The 25,209-nt window shown below is 73.5% G+C and carries 23 protein-coding genes; 6 read left to right on the top strand and 17 right to left on the bottom strand.

Going from position 1 to position 25,209, the window contains the following annotated elements; translation table 11 throughout:
* Window positions 1-15: 15 nt before the first annotated feature.
* Both CWOE_RS02365 and CWOE_RS02360 read right to left on the bottom strand, forming a co-directional pair.
* Window positions 16-1,257: an RNA polymerase sigma factor gene (locus CWOE_RS02365; protein ID WP_012931962.1), complete on the bottom strand. Its 1,242-nt coding sequence runs from the start codon at window positions 1,255-1,257 to the stop codon at window positions 16-18.
* A complete protein-coding gene (locus CWOE_RS02360; RefSeq protein WP_012931961.1) occupies window positions 1,254-1,601 on the bottom strand; it encodes a YciI family protein in 348 nt (115 codons plus the stop codon). The genes CWOE_RS02365 and CWOE_RS02360 overlap by 4 nt, the downstream gene beginning before the upstream one ends.
* A gap of 151 nt (window positions 1,602-1,752) precedes the next feature.
* On the opposite strand from CWOE_RS02360, the gene CWOE_RS02355 reads away from it, so the two are divergent.
* Window positions 1,753-2,703: an alpha/beta fold hydrolase gene (locus CWOE_RS02355; protein ID WP_012931960.1), complete on the top strand. Its 951-nt coding sequence runs from the start codon at window positions 1,753-1,755 to the stop codon at window positions 2,701-2,703.
* On the opposite strand, the gene CWOE_RS02350 is transcribed toward CWOE_RS02355, so the two are convergent.
* From CWOE_RS02350 to CWOE_RS02335, 4 genes are read right to left on the bottom strand one after another with little or no spacing between them, the layout of a single operon-like run.
* Entirely contained in the window at window positions 2,700-5,261 is a 2,562-nt protein-coding gene (locus CWOE_RS02350) for a DEAD/DEAH box helicase (RefSeq protein ID WP_012931959.1), read from the bottom strand. The genes CWOE_RS02355 and CWOE_RS02350 overlap by 4 nt on opposite strands.
* A 42-nt stretch (window positions 5,262-5,303) precedes the next feature.
* Complete coding sequence (locus CWOE_RS02345) at window positions 5,304-7,580, bottom strand: heavy metal translocating P-type ATPase (RefSeq protein WP_012931958.1); 2,277 nt, start codon at window positions 7,578-7,580, stop codon at window positions 5,304-5,306.
* A complete protein-coding gene (locus tag CWOE_RS02340; RefSeq protein ID WP_012931957.1) occupies window positions 7,577-8,506 on the bottom strand; it encodes a hypothetical protein in 930 nt (309 codons plus the stop codon). Before CWOE_RS02340 ends, CWOE_RS02345 begins: the two co-directional genes overlap by 4 nt.
* Window positions 8,503-8,715, bottom strand: a complete 213-nt coding sequence (locus CWOE_RS02335; protein ID WP_012931956.1) for a heavy-metal-associated domain-containing protein — start codon at window positions 8,713-8,715, stop codon at window positions 8,503-8,505. The genes CWOE_RS02340 and CWOE_RS02335 overlap by 4 nt, the downstream gene beginning before the upstream one ends.
* Window positions 8,716-8,804: 89 nt before the next feature.
* Here CWOE_RS02335 and CWOE_RS02330 point away from each other — a divergent pair, with 89 nt between their 5' ends.
* On the top strand, window positions 8,805-9,098 hold the full coding sequence (locus CWOE_RS02330) for a metal-sensitive transcriptional regulator (RefSeq protein WP_012931955.1): 294 nt from the start codon (window positions 8,805-8,807) through the stop codon (window positions 9,096-9,098).
* A 10-nt stretch (window positions 9,099-9,108) separates the two neighbouring features.
* Here CWOE_RS02330 and CWOE_RS02325 read toward each other — a convergent pair whose 3' ends face one another.
* A complete protein-coding gene (locus tag CWOE_RS02325) occupies window positions 9,109-9,759 on the bottom strand; it encodes a GAP family protein (protein ID WP_012931954.1) in 651 nt (216 codons plus the stop codon).
* A complete protein-coding gene (locus CWOE_RS02320; RefSeq protein ID WP_012931953.1) occupies window positions 9,756-10,289 on the bottom strand; it encodes a CGNR zinc finger domain-containing protein in 534 nt (177 codons plus the stop codon). The genes CWOE_RS02325 and CWOE_RS02320 overlap by 4 nt, the downstream gene beginning before the upstream one ends.
* A gap of 147 nt (window positions 10,290-10,436) precedes the next feature.
* Here CWOE_RS02320 and CWOE_RS02315 point away from each other — a divergent pair, with 147 nt between their 5' ends.
* The gene (locus CWOE_RS02315) at window positions 10,437-11,327 is read left to right on the top strand and encodes an alpha/beta fold hydrolase (RefSeq protein ID WP_012931952.1); all 891 of its coding nucleotides are present in this window, start codon (window positions 10,437-10,439) and stop codon (window positions 11,325-11,327) included.
* Window positions 11,328-11,392: 65 nt separating this feature from the next.
* Window positions 11,393-11,788 (top strand): hypothetical protein, encoded by a 396-nt coding sequence (locus CWOE_RS02310; protein WP_041730025.1) that lies wholly within the window; start codon window positions 11,393-11,395, stop codon window positions 11,786-11,788.
* On the opposite strand, the gene CWOE_RS02305 is transcribed toward CWOE_RS02310, so the two are convergent.
* A complete protein-coding gene (locus tag CWOE_RS02305) occupies window positions 11,785-13,536 on the bottom strand; it encodes a CocE/NonD family hydrolase (RefSeq protein WP_201447123.1) in 1,752 nt (583 codons plus the stop codon). The genes CWOE_RS02310 and CWOE_RS02305 overlap by 4 nt on opposite strands.
* Between CWOE_RS02305 and CWOE_RS02300 the strand changes: the two genes are divergently transcribed.
* Window positions 13,516-13,728: a hypothetical protein gene (locus tag CWOE_RS02300; RefSeq protein ID WP_236262220.1), complete on the top strand. Its 213-nt coding sequence runs from the start codon at window positions 13,516-13,518 to the stop codon at window positions 13,726-13,728. The two genes, CWOE_RS02305 and CWOE_RS02300, sit on opposite strands and share 21 nt — an antisense overlap.
* Window positions 13,716-14,129, top strand: a complete 414-nt coding sequence (locus CWOE_RS02295; protein WP_012931948.1) for a PIN domain-containing protein — start codon at window positions 13,716-13,718, stop codon at window positions 14,127-14,129. Before CWOE_RS02300 ends, CWOE_RS02295 begins: the two co-directional genes overlap by 13 nt.
* Here CWOE_RS02295 and CWOE_RS02290 read toward each other — a convergent pair.
* The 8 genes from CWOE_RS02290 to CWOE_RS02255 all read right to left on the bottom strand — a co-directional run bounded on the left by CWOE_RS02290 (window position 14,119) and on the right by CWOE_RS02255 (window position 25,203).
* Window positions 14,119-14,703, bottom strand: a complete 585-nt coding sequence (locus CWOE_RS02290) for an isochorismatase family protein (protein WP_012931947.1) — start codon at window positions 14,701-14,703, stop codon at window positions 14,119-14,121. The genes CWOE_RS02295 and CWOE_RS02290 overlap by 11 nt on opposite strands.
* A gap of 31 nt (window positions 14,704-14,734) precedes the next feature.
* On the bottom strand, window positions 14,735-15,739 hold the full coding sequence (locus CWOE_RS02285; protein WP_012931946.1) for an ABC transporter permease: 1,005 nt from the start codon (window positions 15,737-15,739) through the stop codon (window positions 14,735-14,737).
* A complete protein-coding gene (locus CWOE_RS30045) occupies window positions 15,739-17,334 on the bottom strand; it encodes an ABC transporter substrate-binding protein (RefSeq protein WP_012931945.1) in 1,596 nt (531 codons plus the stop codon). Before CWOE_RS30045 ends, CWOE_RS02285 begins: the two co-directional genes overlap by 1 nt.
* On the bottom strand, window positions 17,331-18,209 hold the full coding sequence (locus CWOE_RS02275; protein WP_012931944.1) for an ABC transporter permease: 879 nt from the start codon (window positions 18,207-18,209) through the stop codon (window positions 17,331-17,333). The genes CWOE_RS30045 and CWOE_RS02275 overlap by 4 nt, the downstream gene beginning before the upstream one ends.
* Window positions 18,206-20,017 (bottom strand): oligopeptide/dipeptide ABC transporter ATP-binding protein, encoded by a 1,812-nt coding sequence (locus CWOE_RS02270; RefSeq protein WP_012931943.1) that lies wholly within the window; start codon window positions 20,015-20,017, stop codon window positions 18,206-18,208. The genes CWOE_RS02275 and CWOE_RS02270 overlap by 4 nt, the downstream gene beginning before the upstream one ends.
* A gap of 91 nt (window positions 20,018-20,108) precedes the next feature.
* Complete coding sequence (locus CWOE_RS02265) at window positions 20,109-21,848, bottom strand: hydantoinase B/oxoprolinase family protein (RefSeq protein WP_012931942.1); 1,740 nt, start codon at window positions 21,846-21,848, stop codon at window positions 20,109-20,111.
* The gene (locus tag CWOE_RS02260; RefSeq protein ID WP_012931941.1) at window positions 21,845-23,926 is read right to left on the bottom strand and encodes a hydantoinase/oxoprolinase family protein; all 2,082 of its coding nucleotides are present in this window, start codon (window positions 23,924-23,926) and stop codon (window positions 21,845-21,847) included. Before CWOE_RS02260 ends, CWOE_RS02265 begins: the two co-directional genes overlap by 4 nt.
* Window positions 23,926-25,203 (bottom strand): pyridoxal phosphate-dependent decarboxylase family protein, encoded by a 1,278-nt coding sequence (locus CWOE_RS02255; protein ID WP_012931940.1) that lies wholly within the window; start codon window positions 25,201-25,203, stop codon window positions 23,926-23,928. The genes CWOE_RS02260 and CWOE_RS02255 overlap by 1 nt, the downstream gene beginning before the upstream one ends.
* Window positions 25,204-25,209 lie beyond the last annotated feature (6 nt).

The following is a 25,209-nucleotide window of genomic DNA, read 5'->3' as shown; positions in this document are numbered from 1 at the left end:
CGCAGCGGCGATCGGCTAGCGCACGCGGGCGGCCCAGATCGCGCGGCGCCGTTCCCGGTGGCGGCGCTCCGGCGCCGTCACCGTCTCGGTCAGCGACGTCGTGATCTCCGCCACCGCCTCGGCGTAGCGGCCCTCGCAGGCGAGCAGCTCGGCACGAACCGCGTGCCACCGCGGGCTCGGCTCGATCGCATCCAGCGCGGCGAGTGCCGCGGCGGTGCCGCTCGCCTCGGCGACCGCGACGGCGCGGCTCAGCGCCGCCGGCGCGCTCGGCGCGACCGACAGCAGCAGGTCGTAGAGGCGGACGATCTCGAGCCAGTCGGTCTGCGCGTACGCCGGCGCACGCGCGTGCTCGGCGGCGATCGCCGCCTGCAGCTGGTACGGGTCCGCGACGCCGCCCGTGCGGCGCAGCGACGCGTCCAGCAGCGCGCAACCCTCCGCGATCGCCGCCGCGTCCCAGCGCGCGCGGTCCTGGTCGGCCAGCAGCACGACCTCGCCGGCGTCGTCGACCCGCGCCGGGCGGCGGGAGTCGGTCAGCAGCAGCAGCGCCAGCACCGCGGCCGGCATCGCCTCGTCCGGCAGCAGGTCGTGCAGCAGCCGGGCCAGCCGCAGCGCTTCCGTGCAGCCGTCGACGTCGACCGCCGCCTCGCCCTCCAGCGGAGCGTGGCCGGCCGTGTAGAGGGCGTGCACGACGCCGCAGACGGCGGCGAGGCGGCCGGGCAGCTCCTCGTCGGACGGCACCCGGTACGGGATCCTCGCCGCCGCGATCTTCCCCCGCGTGCGCGTCAGGCGCTTGGCGATCGCCGCCTCGCTGCTCAGCAGCACCGCGGCGATCTGCGCGGGCGACAGCCCGCACAGCGTGCGCAGCGCCAGCGCCACCCGCGCCTCCGGCGACAGGGTCGGGTGGCAGCAGGTGAAGATCAGCCGCAGCTGGTCGTCGCGCACGACGCTCTCCGGCGGCAGCTCGGGGGTGCGCAGTCTCGCCAGCTCCGTCGCCTCCCGCTCCTTGCCCGCGCGGGCGCGCTCGCGGCGCAGGATGTCGATCGCCCGGTTCCGCGCCGTGACCGTGAGCCAGGCCCGCGGCTCGGCCGGCACGCCCGTGCGCGGCCAGGACCGCAGGGCGGCCACGACCGCCTCCTGCACGGCGTCCTCGGCCACCTGCAGGCTGCCGACCGTCCGGACGAGGGTGGCGAGGATGCGCGCACCCTCGACCCGGACGGTGTCGGCCAGCTCATCGCGGGGCTCGGCCGCGGGGATCACTTCGCGAGGATCACCGGCCGCACCTCGACCGCCCCGTTCCAGGCGGCGGGAAGCTGTGCGGCGATCGCGACGGCGGCGTCGAGATCCTCCGCTTCGAGCAGGTAGTAGCCGGTCAGCGCCTCCTTCGTCTCGGCATACGGCCCGTCCGCCGTGACGACGTCTCCGCCGCGCGCGCCCGTCACCCGCACCACCGTGGCGGTGCCGGTCGGGTGCAGCACGGCGCTCGCGACGATGCTGTCGGCATGATCGACGCCGAACTGCCGGTACTCGGCCAGCTCCTCCGCCTGCTCGGGTGCCCACCAGTCGACGTCGGCGGTGTAGGTGAGTGCCAGATACTGCGCCATGTCAGTCCTCTCGGTCTCGGTTCGGGCCCGTTCTGCCCGACTCATCAATAGGACGAACGAGCCCACCTCGATCAGGACATTCTCCCGATGACGGCACCCGCGCACCTGACGGTCTTTCGCGACGCCAGGGGAGGACTACTCTTCGAGGCCGATGAGCGCAGCGAGCCACCGTTCCCGCACCGCGCTCGTCGAGATGCGCGGGCGCGTCGTCGCGATCGGGGCGGTGGCAGCGGTCACGGGCGCGTGCGCTCCGACCGCAGTCGCCGCCGCGCCGTTCCACGCCGAGGTGCAGCACGCGGAGGTCCGCGGGGAGCGGATCGCATGGTACGAGCGCGGCAGCGGGCCGCCGCTGCTGATGGCGATCGGGACGGGCTCGACGATGTCCGAGTGGGACCCCGCGCTGCTGGCGCTGCTCGCCCGCGACCGCCGCCTGATCATGTTCGACTACCCCGGCGTCGGCCGCTCGTCGTCACGGCGCGGCGGGCGCACGTCGTTCGCCGGGATGGCCGACACGACCGCCAGGCTGCTGCGCGTGCTCGGCGTCGCGCGCGCCGACGTGCTCGGCTGGTCGATGGGCGGCTTCGTCGCCCAGCAGCTCGCGATCCGCCACCCGCGCTCGGTCCGCCGGCTCGTGCTCGCGGGCACCAACCCCGGCGGCGACCGCGCGGTGCTCGGGCCGCCCGCCGACCAGCGGATCGACAGCGACCCCGACCCGTCCGACGCCGACGTGCTCCGCGTCCTCTACCCGCGCACCCGCGCCGGGCAGGCGGAGGGCCGCGCCTTCCTCGCCCGGCTCGAGCGCGCGAGCGACCGCGGGACGATCCCCGACGACTTCCGCGTACCGGCCACGACCGTCCGCAGACAGGTCGCCGCGGAGCACCCGTGGCTGCGCTCGAACGCCAACGCCCGCGCGCTGCGCCGCCTGCGCCTGCCGCTGCTCGTGACCGGCGGGCGCGAGGACACCGTCACGCCGCCGGCGAACGCCCGGCGGATCGCCCGCCTCGTACCGCACGCGCGGCTGGCGCTGCTGCCCGGCGCGCACGCCTTCCTGTTCGGCGAGCGAGTCCGCTTCGCCCGGCTCGTACAGCGGTTCCTGCGCTAGGACTGTCCGAACGACAGCGTCCGGATCACCGGCTCGCCGGCGTGGTCGGAGGCGTCGAGGTCGACCTCCGCGACGATCGCGACGTCGCGGTTGTCGTCGGGGTCCTCGACGATCTGGCGTACGCTCCAGCGGCGGCCGCCGCCGGGCGGCTCGCGGTCGATCAGCAGCAGCTCCGGCGAGCGCGCCCGCGGCCCTGAGCCGATCTCGTCGTACTCCGCCCAGTAGGCGTCGAGCGCGTCCTCCCAGGCGGCCAGCCGCATCGCGATCTTCCCGGGCGGGTCGGTCAGCGCGGCCCCGGCGGCGTCGAGCTGCGCCAGCTCCTCAGCACGGTCCTGTGACGCCAGGCGGACCTTCTGGAACATCGCGTTGCGGACCATCTTCGTGAACGCGCGCGTGTTGGCGGTGATCGGCCGGGCCGGCGGCGGCGGCTTCCCGGCCGCCAGGTCGGCGGACGCGCGCGCGACCGACTCCGGGTCGGTCAGTGCCTCCCACTCGTCCAGCAGGCTCGAGTCGGTCTGCCGGATCGTCTCGCCGAGCCACTCGATGATCTCGGCCAGCTCCTCGGTCCGGACCTGCTCGGGGACCGTCTGGCGCAGCGCGCGGTATGCGCTGCTGAGGTAGCGCAGCACGACCCCCTCCGAGCGCGCCAGGCCGTAGTGCGAGACGAACTCGGTGAAGGTCCGCCCCCACTCGTGCATGTCGCGCACGACCGACTTCGGCGACAGGTCGGACTCGCGCACCCACGGGTGCGTCTCACGGAACGTCCGCAGCGCGTCCTCCAGCGGCTCGGCGAGCGGCTTCGGGTAGGTGACCTGTTCGAGCAGCTCCATCCGCTCCTCGTACTCGATCCCCTGCTCCTTCATCTCGGCGACGGCCTCGCCGCGCTCCTTGTTCGCCTGCGCCATCAACACCGGGAAGGGGTCGTCGAGGATCGCCTCGACGACCGACAGCACGTCGAGCGCGTAGGTCTCGGCCTCCGGGTTGAGCAGCTCGAACGCGACGAGCGCGAACGACGCGAGCGGCTGGTTGAGCGCGAAGTTCTCCTGCAGCTCGACCGCGAGTCGCAGCGTGCGGCCGTCCGGGTCGGGCTCCGGCAGCCACTCCAGGACGCCGGCGTCGACCAGCTCGTCACCGAGCGCGCGGGCCTGCTCGGAGAGCCGCAGGCGGCCGCGCTCGTCCTCGTGGTTGTCCTCCATCAGCGCCCGCATCGCCGCGACCGGGTCGGCCGGCTGGTTGACGACGTTGAGGATCATCGCGTGGTCGACCCGCATCCGCGACACGAGCGCCTCGGGGACCGCGCCCTTCAGCCGCTCGTACGTCTCCTCGGTCCAGCTGACGGCGCCTTCCGGCGCCTTCTTGACCTGGACCTTGCGGCGCTTCTTCGGGTCGTCGCCGGCCTTCGCGAGCGCGCGCGTGCGCTCGATCACGTGCTCGGGCGCCTGCACCACGACGTAGCCGGAGGTGTCGAACCCGGCCCGCCCGGCGCGCCCCGCGATCTGGTGGAACTCGCGCGCCTTCAGCAGCCGGTGCCGCGCGCCGTCGTACTTCGCCAGCGCCGTGAAGACGACGGTGCGGATCGGCACGTTGATGCCGACGCCGAGCGTGTCGGTGCCGCAGATCACCTTCAGCAGCCCGGTCTGCGCGAGCTGCTCGACCAGCCGCCGGTAGCGCGGCAGCATCCCGGCGTGGTGGACGCCGACACCGCCGCGGACCAGCTTGGAGAGCGTGCGGCCGAAGCCGGCCGTGAAGCGGAAGGCGCCGATCGCCTCGGCGATCGCGTCGCGCTCCTCGCGCGTGCAGAGCTTCGCCGACAGCAGCGACTGGGCGCGCTCCATCGCGGAGGCCTGCGTGAAGTGGACGACGTAGATCGGCGCGCGGTCGACCGCGACCAGCTCCTCCAGCAGCTCGTGCAGCGGCTCGACCGACCACGCGTAGGTGAGCGGGACCGGCCGCTCGGCGTCGTCGATCAGCGCCGTCTCGCGCCCGGTCCGGCGCGTCAGGTCGGTGGCGATCGCGCTGACGTCGCCGAGCGTCGCCGACATCAGCAGGAACTGCGCTTGGGGCAGGCACAGCAGCGGCACCTGCCACGCCCAGCCGCGCTGGCCGTCGGCGTAGTAGTGGAACTCGTCCATCACGACCTGCCCGACGTCCGCGCCGGAGCCCTCCCGCAGCGCGATGTTCGCCAGCACCTCCGCGGTGCAGCAGATGATCGGCGCGTTCGCATTGACCGACGCGTCGCCGGTCAGCATCCCGACGTTCTCGGCGCCGAACGTCTCGCACAGCGCGAAGAACTTCTCCGACACGAGCGCCTTGATCGGCGCCGTGTAGAACGTGACGCGGTTCTCGGCCAGCGCGGCGAAGTGCGCCGCGATCGCGACCATCGACTTGCCCGAGCCGGTCGGTGTGGCGAGCACGACGTTGTTGTCGCTGAACAGCTCGATCGCCGCCTCCTCCTGGTGCGGGTAGAGGTTCAGGCCCGCGTGCGCCGCCCAGTCGGTGAACGCTTCGTAGAGCGTGTCGGCGCTGGGGTGGGTGGGAAGGGCGTCGACCAGGCTCATGCGTCGCCCGACCACGGTAGCGGTCTTCGCCGCGCCAGCCGGTCAGCTCCCCCCGGCCGCCCCCTCGCGCTGCACGCGGAAGGCGCGCAGGCGAAGGGAGTTGGCGACGACGAAGACCGAGCTGAACGCCATCGCGGCGCCGGCCAGGAGCGGGTTGAGGAAGCCGGCGGCAGCGGCCGGGATCAGCGCGACGTTGTAGGCGAACGCCCAGAACAGGTTCGAGCGGATCGTTCCGAGCGTCTTGCGCGAGAGCCGGATCGCGTCGCCGGCGGCGCGCAGGTCGCCGGAGACGAGCGTCAGGTCCGATGCCTCGATCGCGACGTCGGTGCCGGTGCCGATCGCGAGACCGAGGTCGGCCTGCGCGAGCGCGGGCGCGTCGTTGACGCCGTCGCCGACCATCGCGACGACCCGGCCTTCGGCCTGCAGCCGCTTGACGACCTCGGCCTTCTCGGACGGGAGCACCTCCGCGATCACGTCGTCGATCCCGACCTGCGCCGCGACCGCTCTCGCGGTCGAGGCGTTGTCGCCGGTCAGCAGCACCGGCCGCAGCCCGAGCGCCTTCAGCTGGCGGATCGCCTCCGCGGAGGTCGGCTTGGGTGTGTCGGCGACGACGAAGACGGCTCGTGTCTCGCCGTCCCACGCCGCTGCGATCGCGGTGCGGCCCTCCGCCTCGGCGGCCGTGCGCGCGGCGTCGAGCGCGGCCGGGAGCCGCAGCCCCCAGTCGGCGAGCAGCGCCGGGCGGCCGGCGACGACGGCGTGGCCGTCGACGGTGCCCTCGACGCCGAGGCCCTCGCGGTTCGCGAAGCCCTCCGGCGCCGGCAGCGTGCCGACGCGCGCCTGCGCGGCCTCTGCGATCGCGCGGGCGATCGGGTGCTCGGAGGCGTGCTCCAGGCCGCCGACCAGCCGCAGCGCCTCCTCGGGATCGACGCCGTCGGCGACCGCTACGTCGACGAGCGCCATCTGGCCGGTCGTGACGGTGCCGGTCTTGTCGAGCACGATCGTGTCGACCTTGCGCGTCGACTCCAGCACCTCCGGCCCCTTGATCAGCAGGCCGAGCTGGGCGCCGCGGCCGGTGCCGACGAGCAGCGCGGTCGGCGTCGCGAGGCCGAGCGCGCAGGGGCAGGCGATGATCAGGACGGCGACGGCGGCGGTGAACGCGAACGCCGCGCTCTCGCCCGCGCCCAGCCAGAAGCCGAGCGCGCCGGCGGCGATCGCGATCACGATCGGGACGAACACGCCGGAGACGCGGTCGGCGAGCCGCTGGACCGGCGCCTTGCCGGTCTGCGCGTCGCTGACGAGCTTGGCGATCTGCGCGAGCGCGGTGTCGGTGCCGATCTTCGTCGCGCGCACGACCAGCCGCCCGCCGACGTTGACGGTCGCGCCGACGACGTCGTCGCCCGGCGCCTTCTCGACCGGGATCGACTCGCCCGTCAGCAGCGACTGGTCGACCGCCGAGGAGCCCTCGACGACGACGCCGTCGGTCGCGACCTTCTCGCCCGGCCGCACGACGAAGCGGTCGCCGACGTTCAGCTCTTCGATCCGCACGCGCCGCTCGGTGCCGTCGGCGTCGAGGATCGCGACGTCCTTCGCGCCCAGCTCCAGCAGCGCGGACAGCGCCGCGCCGGCCTTGCGCTTGGCGCGCGCCTCGAAGTAGCGGCCGCCGAGGATGAACGTGATGACGACTGCGGCGACCTCGAAGTAGACGTGATCGAGCGCCGCCGAGCGGTCCGGCACGAGGTCGAAGCCCATTCTCATGCCGGTCATGCCGGCGTCGCCGAAGAACAGCGCGACGACCGACCACGTCCACGCCGCGAGCGTGCCGACCGAGATCAGCGTGTCCATCGTGGCCGTGGCGTGCTTGAGGTTCGCCCACGCCGCGCGGTGGAACGGCCACGCCGCCCACAGCACGACCGGGGTCGCGAGGTTCCACGCCAGCCACTGCCAGTTGTCGAACTGCAGCGCCGGGATCATCGACAGCAGCAGCACCGGCAGCGACAGCAGCGCCGACCAGATCAGCCGGTTGCGCAGCGGCCGCGTCGGGTCCTCGTCCTCGCCGGCCGCCGTGGCGGCACCCGCGCCGCCGTCAGCGCCGGCGGGCGCGGGCAGCGTCGCGGTGTAGCCGGCGCTCTCGACGGCCTTCAGCAGGTCCTCGGCCGAGACGTGCTCGGGGTCGAACGAGACCGCGGCCTTCTCGGTCGCGTAGTTGACCGACGCCTGCACGCCGTCGAGCTTGTTCAGCTTGCGCTCGATCCGGTTCGCGCAGGAGGCGCACGTCATCCCGGTGATCGGCAGGTCGACCTGTTCGGGTGTCGTGCTCATCGGGGGACCTCCTGGGCGAACGTCGCCGTGTGGATGCGACCTTCGTACTGGAACTGGACGTAGAGCCGGTAGTCGCCGGCGCTCGGCCAGCTCGTCGCGAACGACAGCCGGTCGCCGTCGGGGTGGGTGTGCAGGTAGGCGAGGTCGCCTTCGCGCAGCGCGACGAGGTGGCCGCGCGCGCCGAGGTACGGCTGCAGCCGGTCGTTGACGACGCGGTCGCCGTCGCGCACCTCGAAGTCGAGCTGGTTCTCGGCGCCGCTGCGCGGTGCCGTCGCTCTCAGCGTCACGTCGAGGCCGCCGTCGCTGCGCGCGCTCGTGCCGCTCTCCAGCGGCTGCGCGGGCGTGAACGTCCCCGGGACCTGCACGTCGGCGCCGAGCGTGCGCTGTCTGTCGTCGCGCTTGAAGTCGGCGAAGACGCGCCACGTGCCCGGCTTCGACAGGTCGACGTCAGCCGACCAGGTGCCGTCGGCGGCCATCGTCGGGTGCAGGTGCTGGAAGCCGCTGAGGTCGCGGCGGACGACGATGAAGTGGAGGCGCTTCTCGTGCTCGAGCTGGAATCTCGTGACGGTCTCGCCGTCGGCGCCGACGACGCGGAAGCGCACGGGCGTGCGGTCGCGCGCGGCGTAGCGGTCGCGGTCGAGCACGAGGCGGTAGCCGTCCTGGGCGACCTGGAGGCCCGGCAGCGCGGCGGTCGCGCTCGCGCCGGCGGCCGGCGCCTCCGCATGGTCGTCGCCGTGCGCGCCCGCGTCCTCTCTGGCACTGGCGGCGGGCTCGGTCATGCCGTGTTCGCCGGCCGCCTGCCCGCCATGACCCTCGTCGGCCGAGGAGCCGGACGGGTCGGTCGCGCTGCCGAGCAGCGCGGCGCCGGTGAAGACGGCGACGAGCAGGACCGCGAACGCGGCGAGGCGGGCGAACGTGTTGCTCACGAGACCACGACCTCATACCCGGCTTCGCCGACCGCGGCCTTGACCGCGTCGTCGCTGACGCCCTCGCCGCGCACCGTGAGGCGGCCCGTCTCGATCTCGACCTCGATCTCCGACACGCCCTGGACCTGCTCGACCTCTTCGGTCACGTTCAGCTTGCAGCTGTTGCAGGTCATGCCCTTGACGGTGTAGCTGAGCTCGGTGGTGGCCATCTGAATCTTGCTCCTATACGACTAGGGGGTATCGGTACTGGCAACACAGTAACACAGATACCCCCCGGTGGTACTGCTACTCTCCTTGCATGGCTTCCACGACTCCCACGCGCGGGTACTCCGCCACGAAGGACCAGCTGCTTTCGCGCCTGAGACGGATCGAAGGTCAGGTCCGCGGCGTGCAGGGGATGGTCGAAGACGAGCGCTACTGCATCGACGTGCTGACGCAGATCTCCGCGATCCAGGCCGCGCTCGACAAGGTCGCGCTCGGCCTGCTCGACGACCACGCCAACCACTGCGTGATCGGCGCGAGCGACGAGACGCGCGACGAGAAGACGGCCGAGCTGATGAGCGCGGTCGGCCGGCTGATGCGCCGCGGCTGACCCGCGGCGGTCAGCTCCGCAGCTCTGTCACGCCCTTCAAGACGAGATAGGCGCCGACGACGCCGAAGACGACGAGCACGATGCTGCGCCCGTTGCGCTTCGCCCACGAGTTCAGCAGCGCGACGCGCGCGCGGGTGTCGTCGGGCCGCGCGACGAAGCGCACCAACACGCCGATCGCCGCGCCGAACCAGATCGCGTTGTAGAGCAGGACGTCGAACACGCCCTCGACGACGCTCGGCCTCGCGGCGAGGATGTCCGCGAGCGCCGCGAGGTAGAAGAGGCCTGGCAGGTGCGTCGCGACCCCGGCGATCGCCGCAACGCCCGGCGTCGGGTGCCGCAGCCGGCCGACGACGCCCGACTCGGGCCGATCGGCGACGCGGCGACGCCCGACCGAACCCGTCGCCACGCCGGCGGCGAAGGCCAGCGCGGCGACCCCGAGGATCAGGTCGATCAGCGCGTGCGGCGTCGAGCGCGGCGTCAGCGACGTGTGCAGAACCCCGACGACGACGAAGCCGAACGCGGCGCTGAAGAGGAAGCCGGCCGCGATGTAGACGCTCAGCAGCCGCCGCGGCTCGCGCGAGCACAGCAGCGCGTAGACGGCCGCGACGCTGGTCGGCCGGATCGCGCTGGCCAGCGCGAAGCCGATCACGGCGGCGCTCATGCGCGGCGGTGGCGGTGGCGGCGGGCCTTCAGGCGGCTCCCGCAGCCACCGGTCATCGAGCACCAGCGCCGCGTCGCCGAGCGCGTCGTGTCCTCGAACCACAGGACGCAGTCGCGGTTGGCGCAGTGCTTGACGCGCTCGGGCCGCGCGGCGAGCAGGCGCCGCAGGTCGCGCGCGGCGTGCCAGGCGGCTGCCCACGCCGGCGCCACCTCGACCGTCTCGCCGGGCTGCCCGTCGTGGAGCGTCAGGCGGATCCGGCCGCGGGCGAGGACGAGGTCGACCGCGTCCTCGGCGGCACGGTCGCCGGGGTGTTCGAGCAGGAGGCGGATCGCCTGACGCGCCTCGACGAGGTTCGCCCGCGCCGAGCGGCCACCGGGGTCGGGCAGCTCCCAGTGCGCGAGCCACGCCGAGCGCTGCGCGGGGTCGTCGAACAGGTCGTGCGCGCCGTCGTCGTCGATCCAGACGGTGTCGACGAGGTCGAGCGCCAACGGCTCGCCGGTGAGGGGGCGGGGATCGGGCACGTCGGCCATGCGGTCAGTGTACCGCCGCTGCAACCACCTTCTCTCGTTTAGACGGTTTGAAGCTGCTACGCTGCCGCCGCGCCGCAATGCAACCGTCTAATACGAGAAAGACGGTTGCGATCCTCCGATGCCCCAGCCCCCAGAAGGAGCGACCTCATGAGCACCACCCCCACGACGCGCAGCACGACCGCGACCCGGCACCGCACGGTGGAGGTCGACGGGCTGGAGATCTTCTATCGCGAGGCGGGCGACTCGTCCCGCCCGACGTTGCTGCTGCTGCACGGTCTGCCGACCTCGTCGCTGATGTTCCGCAACCTGATCCCGGCGCTGGCCGACCGCTTCCACCTCGTCGCGCCCGACTACCCCGGCTTCGGGCACAGCGCGTTCCCACCGCGCGAGCAGTTCGAGTACTCGTTCGCCAACCTGACGCGCGTGGTCGAGCGGTTCGCCGACGTCATCGGCTTGGAGCGCTTCAGCATCTACATCCAGGACTACGGCGCGCCGATCGGCCTGACGATCGCGAGCACCCAGCCGGAGCGCGTGCAGGCGATCGTGACCCAGAGCGGCAACGCGTACATGGAGGGCTTCACGCCGTTCTGGGAGCCGCTCTTCGCGTTCGCGGCCGACCGCAACGCCGAGACCGAGGCGAAGGTGCGCCCGCTGCTGAGCGCGGACGCGAACGTCTGGCAGTGGACGCACGGCACCCGCGACCCCGAGGCGATCTCACCCGACCTGTGGACGCTCGACACGCTCGGCTTCGACCGGCCCGGCAACCGCGACATGCAGATCGAGCTGTTCTACGACTACCGCCTCAACCTCGACAAGTACCCGGCGTTCCAGCAGTACTTCCGCGACCACCAGCCGCCGACGCTGATCACCTGGGGGAAGAACGACGAGATCTTCGGCCCCGACGGCGCGCGTGCCTACCTGAGAGACCTCCCCGACGCCGAGCTGCACCTGCTCGACACCGGCCACTTCGCGCTGGAGGAGGAGGGCGACTTCATCGCCGAGCGGATCCGCGCGTTCCTCTCCAAGCACGTCGGCTGAGCGCCGGCGGCGGCGGCCGCGGCGGGATGTTTCACGTCCCGTCGCACCGCCGATACATCCGGTGGATGCGCATTCTCGTCGCACTCCTCGCGGTCGGCACGCTGATCGCGCTCGCCGGCTGCGGCGGTGACGACAAGCCGGCGTACTGCTCCGATCGCAGCAGCCTGGAGAGCTCGGTCAAGGAGCTGGCGAACATCACGCGCAACACCGGCCTCAGCGGCCTGAGAGCCCAGCTCGGCGAGGTCGAGAGCGACGCCACGGCGCTGGTCGATTCGGCCAAGAGCGACTTCCCGGAGCAGACCAGCGCGATCAGATCGTCGGTCGACACGCTCGCCGGCGCCGTCAGATCGCTCCAGGCGAACCCGTCGGCGCAGCAGGCCGCCACGGTTGCCACCGACGCCGCCGCCGTCGTCGGCTACGTCAGCGACTTCACCAGCGCTTCCAGCTCGGAGTGCGACTAGGCCTGCGCGGCCGGGATCGCCGGCAGCATGAGGTGGGATGGGTGGGCGCGGCCGTGGTGGACGCGGTTGACCGCGACGGCGACGTCCTCCTCGCGCTCGTCGGCGATCGTGCCGCCCGTGTTCGTGTTGCGATCGAACCGGGGGAAGTTGCTGGAGGAGATCTCCAACCCGATCCGGTGACCGACACGAAACACGTTGGCGGTCGCGCCGAGATCGACCCGCAGCTCGTAGACCCGCCCCGGCACGAGCGGGACCGGCGTCGACTGCGACTCGCGCCAACGGGCGCGCAGGATGCCGTCGGTCAGCAGCTCGGCACGCCCGTCCGGATGAACGTCGACGAGCTTGCCCGTGAAGTCCGTGTCGACCGCCGAAGAGGAGACGTACAGCACCAGCTCGACCGGGCCGATCACCTCCACGTCCCGCTCCAGCGGCGGGGTCCTGTAGACGAGCACATCAGCACGCCGCTGCACCGCACGCTGATCGAGCGGCCCCGCGCAGGCGCCAACGTCCTGCCCCGGCAGGAACGTCGCCCCACCCGCCGTCGGAACCGGATCACGCGGGTCATAGCGGTAGGCGTCCTCCCCGCCCGCGCCCGGCGCCTCCGCTGACAGCGCGCCGCCACCACCGAGGTGGAACCGCGTCCATGCGGTGCCGGGCAGCGGCCAGTCGTCAGCGTCGCGCCAGCGGTCGGCGCCCATCACGAACAACCGCACCGCCGGCTCACGCTCGACACCGTTCTCGACCCCACGCAGGTGACGATCGAACCACCGCAGATGCAACCCCGTCAGATCGACCGCATCCGCCGCCGCACGCCACCCGTAGGAACGCTGCGGAAACACGCCGCCGGAGACCATGTGCGACCACGGCCCGACGACCAGCCGCGAGCCGTTCGCGTGCGCCCGCATGCGGCTGTGCCCCGCGAGCGTCCCGCGCAGGAAGAGGTCGTACCAGCCGCCGACGGAGAGCGCCGGTACCGCAACGGCGCCGACCCGCTCCGGCGGCACCAACTGCTCCCACCACCCGTCGCGGCCCGGGTGGCCCAGCCAGTCGCGATGGAACCCGGCGAGCCCGGCGTCCGGCGCCAGTTCGCGCAGCGGGCGGCGGCGCGCGGCCGCCTCGAAGTCGTCGCGCGGGTCCTGCGCAAGCGGCTCCGACGCGAGGTTCCCCGCGTTCCACAGCAGGCCGAACCCCAGCTCGAACGCGCCGCCCTGGTAAGCCCAGCCGTCGTATGGATCGACGCTCGTCACGAGCGGCGCGATCGCACGCAACGCCGGCGGTGCCGCACTCGCCGCCAGCCACTGCGTCATGCCCTCATACGAGGCGCCGACCATCCCGACCGCGCCCGAGGACCACGGCTGCGCCGCCGCCCACGCGACCGCGTCCGCGCCATCGGACGCCTCGGTCCGGAACGGCTCGAAGCGCCCCTCCGACGCGTAGCGCCCGCGCACGTCCTGCACCACCACCGCATAGCCCGCCCGCACCAGCCGCAGCACGTCGACATCGGTCCGAACCGCCAGCGACTTGTCATACGGCGTCCGCCGCACCAACGTCGGCAACGCCCCGCCGCCGGCGGGACGGTAGATGTCCGCACGCAGCAGCGTCCCGTCACGCGCCGGCGTCTCGACGTCCGTCTCGACCTCGATCCTCATCGCGCGCGCCGCGAAATCGGATAATCTGATCTGATGACCGAGATCAGCGCGACCGAGGCCTCGAAGCGGTTCGCCGACGTGCTCGACGCGGTCGAGCACCGCGGCGAGATGTTCACGGTGCTGCGACGTGGCCGTGTCGTGGCGACGATCGCCCCGGCTCGCCGGGGAAACGGGGCTGATCTGCGACGCATCATGACCGAGCACCCGCCTGACGATCGCTGGGCGGAGGACCTCCAGGATCTGCGCCGCTTCTCCGGGGCTGCACCGACCGTCGACCCGTGGAACGACTGATCGTCGACACGGGCGTCCTCGTCGCGCTCGAACGCGGCCGCCTGAGCCCCGACGCGCTGCCAGACGACGCCGACATCGCGATCGCCGCGATCACCGCCTCGGAGCTGCTCGTCGGCGTTCAGCTCGCTGACGGGCAGCGGCGAGAGACGCGCGCGGCCACGGTCGACGCGATCCTCGGCACGTTCGAGATCCTCGCGTTCGACCTCGACATCGCGCGTGAGCACGCGGTGCTGCTCGCGCACGCCCGCCGTACCGGGCGGCCCCGCGGCGCTCACGACCTGCAGATCGCGGCGACCGCGAGCGCGACCGGCCGACTCGTCGTCACGACCGACCAGCGCGCCTTCGACGACCTGCCGGGCGTCCGGTTTCGGCTCGGGACCGCGCCCTCCATCAGAGGCTGAAGCCGGGCGGGTCGGCGAGGTCCGGGTTGTCCTTCACGAAGTCGATCGACGCCTGGACGGTGCGCAGCCAGTCGTACAGGACGCCCTTCGCCGACAGCAGCTCGGTGCCGCAGTCGCGCAGCCGGCTGAGGCCGTGCTCGTGCGCGCCGGGCGGCGAGAACAGCGCGTCGGTCGCGACCGCGACGCGGTAGCCCGCGTCGCGCAGGCCGATCGCGGAGTGCGCGACGCAGACGTCGGTCTCCATCCCGACGAGCACCGCGGTGCGGCGGCCGGTCCGCTCGACCGCCGCGCGCAGCTCCGGGTTCCCCATCAGGCCGAACTGCGCCTTCGGCAGCCCGACAGTGCCGGCGGGGAGGTTCGCCCGGACGGCGTCGGCGGTCGCGCCGTAGCGCTCCGGCTCCTCCTCCAGCACGACGATCGGCACGTCGAGCGCGCGGGCCGCGCCGGCCAGCCACGCGACGCAGCCGACGAAGGCGTCGAACGCGCCCGCGTCGACGTCGGCGCGCCCGCGGTAGAAGCCCGGCTGCGTGTCGATCACAGCCAGCAATGAGTCGTTGCGGTCCAGCAGCGGCATCGGGTTCACCTCGTGAGGGGACTGGATCAAATCAGCGGACGGTCCGCAGGCGCGGGTCGGCGACGGTCTGCGCGATGTCGACGAGCGCGTTGCCGAGCACGAACGCCAGCCCGACGACGAGCGTGACGCCGGCGATCGCCGGGATGTCGCTCTGCGGGATCGCCTGGCTGACGTACAGCCCGAGCCCCGGCCAGCCGAAGATCAGCTCGACCACCGCGGTCGACCCGAGCATCACGCCGAATGTCAGCCCCGTCACCGTGAGCGGCGCGTTGAGGCTGTTGCGGACGACGTGGCGGCGGAAGATCCGGCCCTCCGGCATCCCGCTCGCGCGGACCGTGCGGACGTGGTCGGCGCGGAGCGTCGAGTGGATCGAGGAGCGGAACACGCGCGCGATCAGCAGCGCCGGCGTCAGCGCCAGGCAGAACGCCGGCAGGATCAGGTGCCAGGCGGCGTCGAGCGTGATCTCGGGCCGGCCGGCGAGCACGCCGTCGAGCAGCAGGAAGCCGGTCGCGCCGTCGAACTCGCCGTGCTCGGGCGACAGCCGCCCGCCCGCCGGCAGCACGTCGAGCTGCCCGTAGAAGACGAGCAGCAGCAGCAGTCCCAGCGTGAAGCTGGGGACCGACGCGCCCGCGCTCAGCAGCACGCGGATCGCGGCCGAGCCGCGCTTCGCCCGCGCCGTCGCCGCCCCGACGATGCCGCCCATCGCGATCGCCAGCAGTGCCGCGACGAGCGCCAGCTCCAGCGTCGCGGGCGTGCGGTCCGCGAGGTCGTCGCGGACCGGATTGCGCGTCGTCACCGACTCGGACAGGTCGAGCGTGGCCAGCTTGCCGAGGTAGTCGACGTAGCGCTCCGGGAACGGGCGGTCGAGACCCAGCTCGGCGCGCTTGTCGGCCAGCACCTCGGCCGTCGCCCCCGGCCCCGCGTACGCACGGGCCGGGTCGCCCGGGACGACCGTCCCGAGCATGAAGACGAGCGTGGCCAGCAGCCAGACGACGAGCAGCATGCCGGCCACGCGGCTGACGACGAGACCGATCATCACGCGTCCGCGGACTTCCCGATCGCGGCCAGCTGCACGACGTCGATCGACGTCGGCGTGCCCTGGAAGCCGCTGACGCCCCTGCGCGCCACGATCGGCTGCTTGAGGTCGCCGAGCGGGATGATCGACGCGTCGTCGACCGCGACGATTCTGTTCGCGTCGGCGAACAGCTGGAGCGCCTTGTCACGGTCGGTCTGGATGGCCGCCTCGTCGAGCGTGGCGTCGACCGTTCTGTTCGAGTAGCCGAGGAAGTTGACCGCGGAGCCGGTGCGGAAGAACGGGTCGACCAGGCTCTGCACGTACGCCGAGTCGCCGTAGACGGTGACGATCGCGGCGTTCGGCGCCTTCTGCACGTCCTGCGGCCACGAGAAGACCTCGCCGCCGGTCGTCGCGCTCAGTCTCAGCTCGACGTCCTCGTCGCGCAGCTGCTGCTGGATCACCTCGCTGAACTGACGGTGCGACTGGATCGCGCCGACGTACTCGAACGTGACCGGCTCGTCGAGCGCGGCGTCGCTGGTCAGCGGCTCGATTCTGTTCAGCGCCGGGTCGAGCAGGAACGGCGAGATGTAGGAGGTCGGCGCCTCCATCAGCTCGTCGCCCCACACCTGTCTGATCGCGGCGTCGACGTCGAGCGCCGCGACGAACGCCTTGCGCTTCTCGACGTCGTCGAACGGCGGCTTGTTCGTGTTCAGCACGAGCATCGGCCGGAACGCCTGGTCCAGGCGCGTCACCTCGTATCTCGGGTTGCCGTCGAACGCCTTCAGCTGCGCCGGCTGCAGCGAGCCGCCGCTGAGGTAGTCGAGCTGGCCGGAGCGCAGCTGCAGCTGCTGCTCGCCGCTGCTCGGCAGCGTGTCGACCTCGTAGCGCTTCGCCTTGGCCTGCTCGCCCCAGTAGCCGTCGAAGCGCTCGAGCGTCGCGCCGTCGCCGAGTCTGAAGCTGAGCAGTCTCAGCGGCCCGGTGCCGACGGCGTTGGACGCGAACCAGCGCTTGCCGTCCTCGCCCGCGCCGTGCGCTCTGAGCGCCGCAGGGCTGATCACGCGCGGCCCGTAGATCGAGGCGAGCGCGTCGAGGAACCCGATCTCCGGGCTTCTCAGCTTGATCACGACCGTGTCGCTCCCGCGCGGCCGCACGTCGGCGACCCCGGCCGTCAGGTACGCCGACGGGCCTCTGAGCGCGGCGCGGCGCGCGAACGAGCCGGCGACCGCCTCCGGCGTCAGCGGCGTGCCGTCGTGGAATCTGACGCCCTGACGAAGCTTGAACGTATAGGTCCTGCCGTCTCTGCTGACCTCGTAGGACTCGGCCAGCGCGGGCTCTATCTCGGTCGTGCCGGTCTTGTAGCGCAGCAGCCCTTCGTAGACGGCGGTGTGCAGCGACCCGCCGTTGAGGTCGTACCAGATCTCCGGGTCCATCCCGCCGACGCCATCGCCGAACTGCGCGGTGCGAATCGTCGCCTCAGCGTCGAACGACGCCGAGGTGCCGCCGCCGGAGCCGGTCGAACCGGTGCTGTCGTTGTTGCTGCTGGTCCCGCCGCATCCGGCGACCACGAGGGCGGCCGCGAGCAACGTCGCGACGCCTCTGGCGAGCTTCATGGTCATACGTCCTCATCCTCCAACAGGTCACGAAGCCCGTCGCCGCCGAGGTTGGCCGACAGCGCAAGCAGGAACACGGCGAACGCGGGCGCAAGCGGCACCCACGCGTGTGTGAAGAGAAAGTCCAGGCCGAGGGCCGCCATCGCCCCCAGCTCCGGCGTCGGCGGCTGCGCGCCGAGGCCGATGAACGTCAGGCCCGCGAGCACCAGCACGACGATCCCCAGGTCGAGGCTCGCCGCGACGATCACCGGCGGCAGCGCGCCCGGCAGCACGTGCTTGAGCGCGAGGCGCACCGAGCCGATGCCGCTGGCGCGCGCCGCCTCGACGTGCGGCAGGACCGCGATCGCACGCGCCTCCCCACGCACGAGGCGGGCGTAGAACGGCCACCAGAACGCCGCGATGCTGATGACGGTCGTCGTCAGCGAGGCGCCGAGCGCGACCGTGATCGCGATCGCCAGCACGGCGCCCGGAAGCGCCAGGCCGGTGTCGACGATCCGCATCAGGACGTTGTCGACGCGGCCGCCGCGCACCCCGGCGACGAGACCGATCGCGCCGCCGACGAGCAGACCCGCGGCGACCACGACGAGCGCGGACAGCCACGTGATCTGGATGCCGTACAGCACCCGCGAGAAGATGTCGCGGCCGAGCTCGTCGGTGCCGAGCAGGAACTCGCTGCCCGGCGAGATCAGCGCTTCGCCGACGGGCCGCCGCGGGTCGTGCGGAGCGAGCAGCGGACCGAGCAGCGCGAGCAGCGTCGCCGCGGCCAGCATCGCCAGCCCGAAGCGCTCGGGCAGCCCGAGCCGCCGCAGGCGGCGCACGATCCGGCGCCCGCGACCGGCCGGCTCGGCGGTCCGCGGCGCGACGGCGGTCGTCGCGCTCATCGCAGCTCCTCCGGCATCGCGTCGAGCAGCTCGCGCGTCGCCGCGTGGGCCGGCGCGTCGAGCACCTGAGGGGCGGCGCCTCGTTCGACGACGCGGCCGTCCTGCAGGACGGCGATCTCGTCGGCGACCGAGCGGGCGACGCCGAGGTCGTGCGTCACGAACAGGACGGCGAGACCGAGGTCGTCGCGCAGCTGGTGCAGCAGGTTGACGACCGTCGCCGTCAGCGAGACGTCGAGCGCCGAGGTCGGCTCGTCGCAGACGAGCACGCTCGGCGGCAGCACGATCGCACGGGCGATCGCGACGCGCTGGCGCTGGCCGCCGGAGAGCTGCCGCGGCCGGCGGCCGGCGACCTCGGCCGGCAGCCCGACCTGCGCGAGCGCGCGCTCGATCGCGGCGGGACGCTCCGCGCGCGGCACCTTGCCGACGCCGAGCCGCTCGCCGAGCAGGTCGCCGATCGTCATCCACGGCGTCAGCGACGCGCCCGAGTCCTGCGGGACGAGCTGCGGCGGCACCCCGGCGTGGCGGACCTCGCCCGCGTCGGCGCGTTCGAGCCCCATCACGCAGCGCAGCAGCGTCGTCTTGCCGCAGCCGCTCGCCCCGACGATCGCCATCGAAGAGCCGTGGTCGAGCCGCAGGTCGATCCCGTCGAGGACGGTCCGCTTCGCGGCACCGCGGCCGAACGCCTTGCGCAGGCCGGTGACCTCGAGGGCAGCGGCGGTCGGCCCAGCAGCCTGGGGCGCGTCGACCGGCGCCAGCTCGTCCAGCTCGGCGACCGCGGCGCGGCGGTGGGCGACGGCGGCGCGCTCGGACAGCGGCTGCAGCTCGTCGAAGCGCAGGCAGGCATCGGCGCGCTGGGGGCTGCGGCGCACGGAAGCGGGCTCGCGCTCGCCGCACGGCTCCTGCGCGAAGGCGCAGCGCGGCGCGAACGAGCAGGCGCCGCCGCGGCGGCGGACGTCCGGCGGCTCGCCCGGCAGCGCGGGCACGGGCCGCGCGACGTCGCGACGGGCCGACAGGCGGGTCGCGAGCAGGCCCGCGGTGTACGGGTGCGCGGGGTCGCGCAGGACCGCGTCGACCGGGCCCTCCTCCGCCACCTGGCCGCCGTAGAGGACGACGAGCCGGTCGGCGACCTCGGCGGCGACGAGCAGGTCGTGCGTGATGAACAGCATCGCCGCGTCGAGCTCGTCGCAGATCGAGCGGAACAGCCGCAGGATCCCGCGCTGCACGAGCACGTCGAGCGCGGTCGTCGGCTCGTCGAGCAGGACGTACCGCGGTCGTCGCGCGACGGCGAGCGCGATCAGCGCGCGCTGGCGCAGACCGCCGGACAGCTCGTGCGGGTACTGGGCGGCACGCCGGCGCGCGTCCGGGATGCCGCACAGGTCGAGCGCCTCGATCGCCGCGTCCTCGGAGCCGGCGACCTCGGCGACCTGGCGCCCGACCCGCATCGTCGGGTCCAGCGACGTCATCGGATCCTGGAAGACCGCGCCCGCCTGACGCAGTCGCACGAGGCGCCGCTCCTCGGCGCCTGACCGCAGCATGTCGGTGCCGGCGAGCCGCGCCTCCCCGTCGGCGCGAGCGCCGCCCGGCAGCATGCCGAGCGTCGCCGCGCCGAGCATGCTCTTGCCCGACCCGGACTCGCCGACGAGACCGGTCACACGGCCGGCCTGCAGCGTCAGGTCGACGCCGCGCAGCGGCCGCGCTCCGCTCTCGAACGCGACGGACAGGCCGCGAACCTCCACGACGGCGCCCGCCGCCGGGTCGCCGTCCAGCGCGCCGACTGCCGTCGCCTCGCGTTGCTGCGAGGGTTCCATCGTGTGGCTCTCCTCCGGGGACTCGGACGGTTTCATCCATCCGATTGACTGCACAAGTGAATACATCGTGAGCGTCGCTGTCAAGGTCCGCTCAGGGCCCGAACGGCCGCGCCGCGACCGCCAGGCCGGCAGGCGCCGAGACCGCCTCGAGGCCGTAGGCCTCGACGGCCGCAGCGGCTGACACGAGCCCTTCGGCGACGTCGCGCCGGACCTCCTCCCGCGCGCGCTCGCCGGGGTCCCCGTAGCCCCCGCCGCCGCACGAGTCGGCCAGTACGCGCTCGCCGTCGCGGATCGCGAAGACGCCCGAGATGCCCGCGGGCCGCTCGGCGCCGGTCGCATCGACGACGACCTGCCGCGCCCGGCTGCCCGGCGCGCCGCCGCGGGCGCCGCGCGCAGGCGCGTCGGTGCCGTCGCTCGTCCACGCCAGCTCGACGTCGCAGCCGACCGGTCCCAGCTCGACGCGCGCCGCCGCGGCCCCGCGCGTCCGGCCGGCGCCGCCGCTGTCGGGGATCAGCCGCTGCTGGTCGACCCGCAGCGGATAGCGCAGCTCGTCGACCTCGACCGAGTCGAGGCGGCACATGCCCGCGGTCTCGACGCCCGCCAGCGTGAGCCAGCCGTCGGCGTGCGGCGCGGCCGGGCCGCCGGTCAGCGCCAGCGACAGCTGGTTGACGAACGGCGTCCCCTCCGGCGACGTGCCGGAGGCGACCGCCACCGCGGGCGGCAGGCCCGTGCCCGCCTCCGCGAGGCCGATGCCGTCGGCGAGGTCCGCCATCGCGCACGACACCGCGCTGGCGACCCGCTGGGTCAGGTTCGAGGTCGCGACCGAGCACGAGGTCGGGTGCTCCGGGATGCCGACGACGCAGCCGCGGCGCAGCAGCACCTCGACGCAGGCGAGGCTGCCGGCGTTGGGCGCGACCTCCGCGCCGAGCCCGTTGAAGACGCCGAGCGTCGCCGCCGCGCGCGCCGTCGCCGCCGTCAGGTTGAGTCCGCACGGCACGCAGTCCGGGTTGTCGCGCAGGTCGACGACGACCCGCCCCTCCTGCGGCAGCAGCTCGACGCCGACGTTCAGCTCGATGCCCTCGGGCAGCTCGGGGATCGCGTCGTGCCGGGTTCTGATGCTGGCCGACCCGGCCGGCAGCGCGGCGATCGCCGCGCGCATGCTGCGGCGGCCGTGGGCGACGATCCCGTCCGCGAGCTTCGACAGCTCGTCCCAGCCGACGTCGGCTGCCAGCTCGGCCACCAGCCGCTCGCCGATGCGGGCCGTTCCCAGCGCCGCCGTGAAGTCGCCGTGCCACTGCTCGGGGACTCGGATCCGCATCGCGCACATCCGCAGCACGTCCTCCCGCATGCGGTACTCGTGCTGCACGCGCACCCACGGGAAGATCAGCGCACCCTCCTCATAGACGTCGCGCGCGCCGGCGAAGTACGTCGTCGGTTGGCTGTTGCCGCAGTCGGCCTGGTGGGCCTTCACGAGGACCGTGAACTGGTGGCTGCCGGCGTCGTCGAAGACCGGCACGAGGATGCAGTGGTCGGCCGCGTGCGAGTTGCCGTGATAGGGCGAGTTGTGCAGGAAGGCGTCGCCGCGGGCGACCGGCTCGTCCAGCTCCAGCAGCCCGCGGGCGACCTCGTCGGTCCCGGCGAGGACGTGGATCGGCAGGCTCTCGCCGACCGCCAGCAGCCGCCCGTCGGCGGTCAGCAGGCAACAGGAGAAGTCGCGCGCCGCGTTGATGATCGTCGAGCGCGCGCTGCGCAGCAGCGTGACCGTCATCCGCCGCGTGATCGCGTCGAGCCGGCTGGCCAGGATCGCCAGCCTCGCACCGTCGAGACTCATGCTGCCACCTCCGTCGTCTGCGTCCGGCGGCCGGCGCCGGCCGCCAGGTCGACCTCGAGTCCGCCGACGCCGTCGGAGCGGACCGCCGCTCCGGCGGGGATCACGACGGTCGTCAGCGACGACCGCACGATCGCCGGGCCGAGGATCCCGTCGCGCGGGACGTCCGCGACGTCGAGCACCTGCACGTCGAGGTCGGCGCCGCCCATGCGGGCGCGCCGGGTCGGCGGCACGGCCCCCGACCCGTGCGCGAAGCCCGGCGGCGTCCGCAGCTCGCCGATCTCGATCCGCAGCTGCAGGCCGAGCACCTCCACCACCGCGCCGGGCTGCGCCGAGCCGAGCAGCCGCTCGTGCTCGGCGTGGAACGCCGCGACGAGCGCGGTCACGTCGATCGCATCGCTCGCGTCGCGCTCGATCGGGATGCCGAGCTCCCACGCCTGGTCGACGTAGCGGCAGAGCGCCTCGAACTCCAGCCGGTCGGCCGCCGCGGCGCCCGCCCGCCGCGCGAAGCCGGTCGCGTCGTCGTCGAGCGCGACCAGCGCCGCGACCGCGGCGGCGTGGTCGAAGTCCGCCGACGAGGTCGCCAGCGCGCGCGTCATCACGGTCCCGATCGGCGCGACGAGCGCGCCGGTGGCGCTGAGCGCCGGACCCGCGCCGGGGACGATCAGCCGGCGGCAGCCGAGCCGCCGGCCGATCGCGCACGCGTTCAGACCGGCCGCGCCGCCGCCCGCGACGTAGACCGCCTCCGCCGGGTCGATCCCCTCGTGCGCGACCAGCTCGTCGAGCGCTGCCGCCATCTGCTCGGTGGCGAGTTCGAGGACCGCCTCCGCGGCGGCGACGGCGTCGAGCCCGAGCGGCGCGCCGACGCGACGCTCGATCGCCGCGCGCGCGGCGACGGCGTCGAGCCGCAGGCGGCCGCCGAGGAAGTCGGCGGGATCGAGCAGGCCGCAGACGACCGCGGCATCGGTCAGCGTCGGCTCCTCGCCGCCGCGACCGAAGGCCGCCGGCCCGGGGCGCGAGCCGGCGCTCTGCGGGCCGAGCCGCAGCAGCCCGCCGTCGTCGAGCCACGCGATCGACCCGCCGCCGGCGCCGATGCTGCGGACCGCGATGCCCGGCACGCCGGTCACGTCGCCGAGGAACGGGCGCTGGAGCCAGACGTCGGCCGTGAGCGCGACGCGGCCGCGGCGCACGACGCTCGCGTCGAAGGTCGTACCGCCGGTGTCGGCGACGATCGCGGTGCCGGCGGCGCCGACCTGCGGCAGGGCGCGCGCGGCGATCGGCGCCATCGCCGGCCCCGAGCCGATGCTCAGCACCGGGCGCGCGGCGACCTCGCCGAGCGGCACGGCGCCGCCGCTGGAGGTCGTCATCAGCAGACGACCGCCGAAGCCCTCGGCGCGCAGGCGGCGCTCGAAGTCGTCGAGGTAGTCGGACATCAGCGGCTTGAGCGACGCGTCGAGCGCGGTCGCGACCGTGCGGCGGTACTCGCGCAGAACCGGGTTGACCCTGTGCCCGCAGGAGACGGGGACGCCGGGGAGCGCCCGCGCGAGCAGCGCCTCGACGGCCAGCTCGTGCTCGGGCGCGACGATCGACCACAGGAACGAGACGGCGACCGCCTCGACCTCGCGCTCGGCCAGCTCGGCGGCGATGCGGCCGACGTGGTCGAGGTCGAGCGGGCGCACGACCCGGCCACGCCGGTCCAGCCGCTCGGGGATCTCGTAGGTCCACGCGCGCGGGACGAGCGGCGGCGGCGTCGCGGTCGCGAAGTCGAACAGGCTGTGGCGGCCGCCCTCCCGCAGCGAGAGCACGTCGGGATGTCCGGCGGTCACGAGCAGCGCGGTCTTCGCCGTGCGCCCTTCGGTGACGGCGTTGAGCGCGCGCGTCGTGGCGTGCAGCAGCAGCTCGCCGTCGGCGAGCAGCTGCCCGCGCGTGCGGCCGAGGTCGCTCGCGGCGAGGTCGAACGCGTCGAGCACGCCGGCGACGGGATCGGCGTGGACCGTCAGCGCCTTGTAGGCGCGCGTCTCGTCGGCGGCACCGACGACCAGGTCGGTGAAGGTGCCCCCGCAGTCGATCGCGAAGCGCATCACTCGGAGACGTAGGTCGCTTCGCGCTGGAGGCTGCGCACGCGGCCCGAACGCGCATCGGCGACAGCGTCCTCCAAATCTGCGAGATAGCGGTCGAGCATCGAAACCGGCACGGGCCCGAACAGCAGGTGCAGTCCCTCAGGCTCCGCGATCCGGGCAGGATGCCAGCCGCGGCGCGACAGCGCCTCGGCGACGTCGGGGATGCCGACGTCCGCGTCGCGCGAGGCGACCGCGAGCACGCCAAGCTCCGGCTCGACGACCGGCTCCAGCGCCGGGATCGCGGCGAGCCGTCTGACGAACAGCTCCTGCAGCGCGACGATCTCGCGGGCGATCCCGCGGTAGCCGTCGGCGCCGAGGAACTGCATCACGGCCCAGGCGGCGACGACCGGCGACGCCGGGCGCGAGCCGGTGAAGCCACGGCGGCTGTAGCCGCCAGTCGGCCAGACCGTGCCGGCGTGGTACGTGTGGTACTCGGCCAGCTCGGCCTCGCGCAGCGACAGCGTCGAGATCCCGTGCGGGCAGAAGCCGAACTTGTGCAGGTCGGCCGAGACCGACCAGACGCCCGGCACGGCCGCGAAGTCGAACGGCGGCAGCCCGCTGCCGACCTCGTCGACCCAGCGGTGCAGGAAGCCGCCGACACAGGCGTCGACGTGCATCCAGATGCCGCGCTCGGCGGCAACGCTGGCCAGCTCTCCGATCGGGTCGACGACGCCGTGCGCGTACTGCGGCACGGAGCCCGCGACGAGGATCACGTCGTCGTCGAGCGCGGCGGCGATCTGCGCCGGGTCGGCGCGCCAGTCGGGCCGCACGCCGACGCGCGTGACCGCGAGGTCCATCACGTCGGCCGCCTTGTCGAACGACGGGTGGGCGGTCAGCGGCAGCACGAGGCGGGGGCGCTCGATGCCGGGCCGATGGGCGCGAGCCCAGTCGCGTGCCCCCTTGACCGCAAGGAAGTTGCTCTCGGTGCCGCCGCCGGTGAGGGTGACGGTCCCGCTCGCGGGGACGCGCAGCACGTCGGCGACCATCGCGCGCAGCTCGGCGTCTATCCGCTCGAGGCTCGGGACGGCGGTGGTGAAGAAGGCGTTGGCGTGCATGAAGGCGCTGTGCGCCAGGCGCGCGACGCCCTGCAGGTCGGCCGGGAGGACGGGCCACCAGAGGTCGAACGTGCCGTCGATCAGCGGCGGGTCGTGGGCCTGCAGGGACCCCAGGTCGCGCTCGATGTCGTTCCACCCGCGGCCACCCTGCGGCAGCGTCTCAAGTCTCGTTTGTTCACTCATATGATT

The sequence above is a fragment of the Conexibacter woesei DSM 14684 genome, assembly GCF_000025265.1.
GTDB lineage: Bacteria > Actinomycetota > Thermoleophilia > Solirubrobacterales > Solirubrobacteraceae > Conexibacter > Conexibacter woesei.
The sequence above is the reverse complement of the archived record's forward strand: the minus strand, read 5'-3'. Positions and strand labels throughout refer to the sequence as shown.